At 24.4% G+C, this 7150-nt stretch carries 6 protein-coding genes; 3 read left to right on the top strand and 3 right to left on the bottom strand.

Annotated elements, in window-relative coordinates; translation table 11 throughout:
- Nucleotides 1–708, top strand: a 708-nt coding sequence (locus Q0V09_RS05600; protein WP_297487575.1) for a hypothetical protein, incomplete at its 5' end; no start/stop codon positions are given.
- Nucleotides 709–747: 39 nt separating this feature from the next.
- Nucleotides 748–2061 (top strand): Na+/H+ antiporter NhaC family protein, encoded by a 1314-nt coding sequence (locus Q0V09_RS05595; protein ID WP_297407801.1) that lies wholly within the window; start codon nt 748–750, stop codon nt 2059–2061.
- Between the two features lie 216 nt (nt 2062–2277).
- Here Q0V09_RS05595 and Q0V09_RS05590 read toward each other — a convergent pair whose 3' ends face one another.
- Genes Q0V09_RS05590 through Q0V09_RS05580 form a run of 3 tightly spaced genes read right to left on the bottom strand, consistent with a single transcriptional unit; the run spans nt 2278 to nt 5419 of the window.
- Nucleotides 2278–2802, bottom strand: a complete 525-nt coding sequence (locus tag Q0V09_RS05590) for a hypothetical protein (RefSeq protein WP_297487573.1) — start codon at nt 2800–2802, stop codon at nt 2278–2280.
- A gap of 31 nt (nt 2803–2833) precedes the next feature.
- Nucleotides 2834–4312 (bottom strand): bifunctional UDP-sugar hydrolase/5'-nucleotidase, encoded by a 1479-nt coding sequence (locus tag Q0V09_RS05585; RefSeq protein ID WP_297487571.1) that lies wholly within the window; start codon nt 4310–4312, stop codon nt 2834–2836.
- 42 nt (nt 4313–4354) lie between these two features.
- The gene (locus Q0V09_RS05580; protein WP_297487568.1) at nt 4355–5419 is read right to left on the bottom strand and encodes a helix-turn-helix domain-containing protein; all 1065 of its coding nucleotides are present in this window, start codon (nt 5417–5419) and stop codon (nt 4355–4357) included.
- A 185-nt stretch (nt 5420–5604) separates the two neighbouring features.
- Here Q0V09_RS05580 and Q0V09_RS05575 point away from each other — a divergent pair, with 185 nt between their 5' ends.
- Entirely contained in the window at nt 5605–7089 is a 1485-nt protein-coding gene (locus Q0V09_RS05575; protein WP_297487566.1) for a PTS transporter subunit EIIC, read from the top strand.
- The last annotated feature ends 61 nt before the right edge of the window (nt 7090–7150 follow it).

Genomic DNA, 7150 nt, shown 5'->3' with positions numbered 1-7150 from the left:
ATAGTTGGGACAGTTTTAGATATAGATGGTGTTTCTACAAGTGTATTAGGAACTGTGAATGCAACAATAGGTGGCTTAGGTCCCAATGAAGATTTAGAAGGAAATTCACCAAATTATTCTAAAAAAGAGATTATAGAAAAATTAGGAATGGATAAACTTCCAACTATTGTAGTAGAAGCTATGATTTCATCAGGGTTCTCAAAAGGATTAACAGAAAATACATATTTTGTAAGAGGAGATGAAGAGGATGATAATCCTTATGTAGTTCAAAGTATAATAAATGCCTGCGAAAGTTTAAAACTTCCATTTAAACATCATTTAACAGGAATGAAAAGGACAAAAGATGCTTTAAGAATTAATACTAAAAATGTTGGAGAGAAAATTAAAACTTTAGGAGAAGTTTTAGCAAAAGCTGAAACATCTGAAGATAAAGTTAATATTATAGCTCAGTTAGCTCTTGTTGTAAGTCAAGATTGTGGTGGAATAAGTTTTATGAGCAATAAATTGCACGAAGAGATTGGCGGAGCAGGAATGATTAAGAAGACTTCAGCAGTAATTAATTTAGTTGTTACTGAAGAATATACAAAGGAAAATCCAATTCCATTTTTAACAGAAAAAGAGTTAGAAGAGTACGTAGCAATAACAAAAGAAACTGTTAAAGAAATGGCTAAAACTGTACATGCTGCTACAAAATATATATTAGACTAATATTTTAACTTGTTTAAATTTAAAATATGGAGGTATTTTATGGCTACGAAAAAGGGTAATATTTATGGTTTATTTCCAATGGTATTATTTATAATAATATATTTAGGTAATGGAATAATTACAAAAGATTTTAAAAGTATGCCTGTAGAAGTTGCATTTTTATTAAGTGGAATAGTAGCTTTATGTTTAAATAAACAAATAAAATTTCAAAAAAAAATAGATATATTTTGTAAGGGTGGGGGAAATCCTAATATTATATTAATGTGTTTAATATTTATTTTGGCAGGAGCCTTTTCTCAAGTATCAAAGGATATGAATGCTGTTTCATCTGTTGTAAATTTTGGATTATCAATATTTCCAAGCAGAGTTTTAATAGCTGCACTTTTTATTATTTCTTGTTTTGTTTCTCTTTCAATAGGAACATCTGTTGGAACAATAGTTGCCTTAACTCCGATAGCTATTGGAGTATCAGAGCAATCTGGAAATCCTTTAGGAATGTGTTGTGCTGCTGTTTTAGGTGGAGCTATGTTTGGAGATAATTTATCTATAATATCAGATACAACAATAGTAGCAACAAAAACTCAAGGTTGTGAAATGAAAGATAAATTTAAAGTTAATTTTAAAATGTTAATTATACCAGCTTTAATGACAGTTTTTATGTTTTATTTAATGAGTAAAGGTAATCGTAGTGAAGAAGTAGTTAAAATATATGAATATAATATTATCAAAATGATTCCATATATATTAGTTTTAATAAGTGCTCTATCAGGAATGAATGTTTTTATTGTATTAATTTTAGGAATCATTATATCTGGAGGGATAGGACTATATTTTAATGAATTAACATTAGAAATGTTGATTCAATCTATTTCCAAGGGAATTCAAGGAACAGGGAAAATTGTAATAATAGTAATAATTGTTGGCGGAATTATAGAACTTGTAAAATTAAATGGTGGGATAGATTATTTAATATATATTATAAAATCTAAAGTAAATAAAAAAAGAGATGCTGAACTTTGGATAGGAATTTTAGTTTTAGTTATAGATATTTGTGTTGGAAATAACACAATTGCAGTTGTATCTGCAGGTCCAATAGCTAAAGAAATTTCAAATGAATATAAATTAGAACCTAAGATTATAGCTAGTATTTTAGACACTTTTTCTGCAGGTGTTCAAGGAATATTACCATATTCTAATCCAATGTTAGCCATATTAGGAATAGCAACATCACTATCAGCTTTTGATATTATTATATTTAATTATTATAGTGTATTTATGATAATAACAACATTTATAGCTATATTTATACGAAATTTTACAGTAAATAAATCTGAATTTTTAGAAAATGTATAAGTTTAACAATTAATTTTAAAGGATATATTGATTATTTATATAATATTAAGTTAATATAATAATTTTTTTAAGGGTTAAGGAGGTATAATGAGAATTAAAAAAATTAAAAAAAGTAAATTTTATTATATTAGCTTAATTTTTAAAGGTGTATTTTTTATATTTATGTTTTATCTTGTATTGTTAATACTGTTATTTAATTAAGAGATGGAGTTAAAATTAATTAACTCCATCTCTTTTATCTATATAGTTATTTATCTTTGTTAATATTTCAAATAATTCATTTATATTTTCTTTTGTTTCCTTTTTTTTGATTTCATATAAATACGGATCATCTATGTTATTAATAATATTTTTATTTATAAATTTTTCACTTAAAATAAAATTTTCTTCATAAATACTATTAGAATACCTTAAATTTACACTTGTTTCATCTAAGGCTATGTAGTCTTTTATTATCTCCTCAATAAAAAAAATATTTTCTTTTGAAATTGTATTTATTCCAAAAAAACTAGTTTTCAAATTATCAAAAAGTCGTTTCATATTATAATTTGATTTAAAAAAAACATTTAATTTTTCAGATAGAAATTTCAACTCTAATTCAATAGCATGTCGATACAAATAGAGAGCAATAGCTCCGTTACTGTCTAAAAGAATATCTCCTGAAATTTTAAACTCTTTCGCAGAAATAGATTCAGATATTTGAGTTCCTAATATAAATACATTTTTTTTTAAATTTTTCATAATTCTACACTCCTATAGTATTGAAATATTATTATTTATTAATAACTATAATTCTATTTTCTAATTTAGGATTAAGTATTTTAATACTTTTAATATACTCTATAAAAATTTGAGAATCAATATTTTTATCTTTTATTGAAACTTGATTATTTTTTAACATGGTAAATCCATCTCCACCATTCTTTATATAAAGAGGAAGAGCGACACTATATATTTTATCTAAATTAATTGGTTTATTCTTAATTTTAACATTACTAACTCTAGAACCTATATTTTTATTAGGATTATAAGTATAAGTTATTCCAGAAACTTGTAGAAATCTTCCAGCTTTTGTATCTATACTACTAACTCCATGTTCTAAAGCTTGTAAAATTATAGCTCCAGTATATTTAAATGATCCAATTTTGTTTGAGAAAGGAAGTAAAGAAATACCATCTTTAAGTTTAAAATCTCCTTTAGGAATATTAGCTCTAATTCCACCACCATTCATAAAAGCAATATCTGTATTAAAGTAATTTTTATAGGAATCTGCAATAAGATTTCCAATATTACTTTCTTCGTATCTAGCATGGTGATTTTCTCCAAATCCAGAATCTAATTTAATTTTACTTTTAGCAATAACTTCTCCTAAATCTTTTTCAAGTTTATTTTTATAGAATTCCTCTAATTTTAGCATATTTTTATCTGGCTTTATTAAATTATTTACAGGTAAAATTTCTAGAGTTTGTTTTATTTTACCTTCTTTATTTTTAATAATATCAAGTTTAATTATTGATCCCATATTTCCTTGAGGGGATATAATTGGTTTTTCACCTAAGTATGTAACTATATTATATTTTTCAGATTTTTCCTCTCCTAAAATAGCATTTATTTCAGGAAATTTTTCTAAAATTTCCATATTTAAATTTGGTTCAGATTGAGTTAGAAGTACTATAAAATTAGGATTTTCTTTTTTTATTTTTCTTAAATTTCTTTCAATACTTTTAAATATATTTTCTTGATAAATTTCTGTAGTTTGAATTGTTGTATCCATTCCATCTGTTGTTCCTAAAAAACCAACTTTAATATTATTCATATTCTTAATAATATACTCTTTAGAGTTATTAAATGGTTTTCCATTTTTTTCTTTTAAGTTACTAGATATCCACTGAAATTTAGATTTATTTACTAAATTTCTAGCTTCTTGTACTCCAAAATCAAATTCATGCTGTCCAAAATTAGATAAATCTATAGGCATTTTATTAAACGCTTCTATCATTGGAAATCCATGATAAATAGCTCCAAATAAAACTCCACCACCTAAGTCTCCACCTTGTATAATAATTGTATTTTTATTTTCTTTTTTTATAGAATCAATTAAAGTTTTTGCTCTAGCTACTCCACCTCTTTCTCCATATTTATCATTTACAGGATAAATAACATGAGAATCATTAAAATATAAAATAGTGGCTCTTTCTTGTCCTATTAACAAAGATGATGTAAGTAAAAAAACTAGTATAAATTTTTTCAAAATAAAACCTCCCCCAAAATAATAGGGTATTATAACATTCTCTTAATTTGTTTGTACAGATTTTTCTACTTTTCCTATAAAATGTTTATTTATAAATAAATAAATATTCTCTGTTTTTAAAGGATTATATATAATATCTCCAATTTCTCCAATATATTTTATTAATTTTTTATTATTATAAAAATAATTGTGCACTCTTATTCCATAGGGATGAATTTTTCTTTTAATTGTTGGTAGAAATACATTTAACTTTACAGCTTGATTTAAAAGTTCTGAAGTTTCTATATTTTCAAAATCTAGATGAGTCAAATTTAACTTTAGATAAGAAATTAAAAAGAAATAAAATTCATCATAAGATGAGAATTTATCAAGACTTTTATTAATATCTAAACTACAAAATTTTATAAATTTATCAATATCTAAATTATTTATTTCTGTATTTAAAAATTTTATAGATGTTTCTTTATAAATTAATTTTAATAATTTTTTAGGAACTTTTATATTTGAGTCAATTAAAATTTCTTTAGGAAATTTTATTGTATTATATTTATTTAAACCAATTAAAATTGTAGTTCTTAAAAAGGATAAAATATTTAAATCTAAAGTATTTGAAAAACTTATATGAAAATTTATTAATTCTAAATTAAAAGCATCAAAAACTAAAAAAATTACAGGTAATTTTCTGCAATTATTTATATTTATAAAATTATATGAAATAAAAGTTTTTAAAATATATCTTTCTCCAACTTTTAAATTTTGATTAGTTTTTAAATATTCATTTAAATTTTGAATTATTCGATAAAATGTATTAAAACTTATGGATGATCCTATTTTTTTTTCTAAGTCTTTATAGAGGGGTAAAATAGGTTTATCTTTGTTTTTTAAATAGAATTCCTTTATTTGTAAAATTAAATTTTCATTTGCTTTTCTAAAACTTTTTTTATCACTTCTTTCTTTTGTTTTTAAGCCTTCTAGTCCTTTTTCTTTATATTTTTTCACCCATCTTTTAAGAGTGGTATATGAGATTTTTTTTTCTTTTGAAATATCTTTTAATGTTTTTTTATTTTCTAGAAATGGGATTATAATTTCTAACTTATCTTTGGTCATTTTTAATGCTTGCTCCTAATATTTTTTTTATAGTTTTAGAATACTATTTAAACTAGATTTTGTCAACAAAGGACCATTTAATTACAAAAAAACTTTACATTAAAAAATAAAAATGCTATATTAACACTTACAAATGTTTTTAAATAGTACAAAACTTATCTGTTCTACAATAAAGGAGTGGTTTTATGAGAATTTTTTCAAATTTACAAAAGATAGGAAAAGCACTAATGTTACCTATATCCATTTTACCTGCTGCAGGAATTTTATTGGCTTTTGGGGATAGATTGAATATTCCTTTAATGACAAATGCAGGTGGAATTTTATTTGATAATCTATCCTTACTTTTTGCAGTTGGAACTGCTGTTGGTTTAGCTGGAGAGTCTGGAATTGCTGCTTTGTCTTCTATTGTGGCTATTTTAATTATAAATTCTACAGCTGGAATTGTAGCTGGAGTTACTCCACAAATGGCTTTAAAAGGTGGAGCATATACATTTGTAATGGGAATTCCAACTCTTCAAAGTGGAGTTTTTGGAGGACTTATTTCTGGAATTTTAGGTGCGACTATGTATAATAAATTTTATACTATACAGCTTCCCGATTTTTTAGGTTTCTTTTCTGGAAAGAGGTTTGTACCAATTATTACTGCAGTTTTTGCTTTTTTAATTGGGTTAATTTTTCCAACAATTTGGGCTCCAATTCAGAACGGTATAGAAGTTCTTTCAAAACTTGCAAATGGTGAAAATCAAGCTTTATCAACATTTATTTTTGGTTTCTCTGAAAGAGCATTAATACCAACAGGTTTACATCATATTTTTTATTCTCCATATTGGTTTAATTTTGGAGATTATATAACTAAAAATGGAAGTTTAATACATGGAGATCAAACTATTTGGTTTAAAATGTTTGAAGAAGGAATCAAAAGTTTTTCAACAGATAATTATCAAAACGCAGGTAAATTTTTACAAGGAGAATATCCTCTTATGCTTTTTGGTCTACCAGCAGCAGCACTTGCAATGTACCATGAAGCTTTACCAAAAAATAAAAAGATTGTTGCAGGAATATTTTTGTCAGCAGCATTCACTTGTTTTTTAACAGGAATAACAGAACCAATTGAGTTTACATTTATTTTTGTAGCTCCAATACTATATATTTTTAATGCTTTCTTTGCGGGAATATCCTATATGGCAATGTATCTATTAAACGTGCATATTGCTAAATCTTTTTCAGCTGGTTTTATTGATTTTCTATCCTTTGGAATTTTTCCTTCTCTTTCAGGATATGAAACAAATTATCTAATGGTTATAATTTTTGGATTATTTATAGGAATATCCTACTATTTCACTTTTAGAATTTTAATTAGAAAATTTAATTTAAAAACTCCAGGTAGAGATGCTGTTGAGGAAAATATTTTAAAAGAAAAAATTACAGATAAAGAACTCGCAGCCCTAACTATAAACTACTTAGGTGGAAGTGATAATATAGTTTCAATTGATTATTGTATTACAAGACTTAGAGTTGAAGTAAAAAATATAAACTTTATAGAGGAAAAAGAATTAAAAAATTTAGGAGCAAGTGGAGTTGTTAAAGTTGGGAAATATGGAATTCAAATAATTTTTGGTTCTAAAGCTCAATTTATAGCAGGAGATATTAAAAAAATGATAACTTTATAACATACAACAGGAGGCATTTTATGATTACAAATATTTACAGTTATTTTTCTTTATTAATTTT

The organism is uncultured Cetobacterium sp., from assembly GCF_947039425.1.
Classification (GTDB): Bacteria; Fusobacteriota; Fusobacteriia; order Fusobacteriales; family Fusobacteriaceae; genus Cetobacterium_A.
This window is presented reverse-complemented; position numbering and strand designations above follow the sequence as displayed.

Excerpts from the sequence above, each read along its gene's own strand:
- Q0V09_RS05575 (WP_297487566.1), top strand. The coding sequence starts at position 5,605 with ATGAGAATTTTTTCAAATTTACAAAAGATAGGAAAAGCACTAATGTTA.
- Q0V09_RS05595 (WP_297407801.1), top strand. The coding sequence starts at position 748 with ATGGCTACGAAAAAGGGTAATATTTATGGTTTATTTCCAATGGTATTA.
- Q0V09_RS05590 (WP_297487573.1), bottom strand. The coding sequence starts at position 2,802 with ATGAAAAATTTAAAAAAAAATGTATTTATATTAGGAACTCAAATATCT.
- Q0V09_RS05580 (WP_297487568.1), bottom strand. The coding sequence starts at position 5,419 with ATGACCAAAGATAAGTTAGAAATTATAATCCCATTTCTAGAAAATAAA.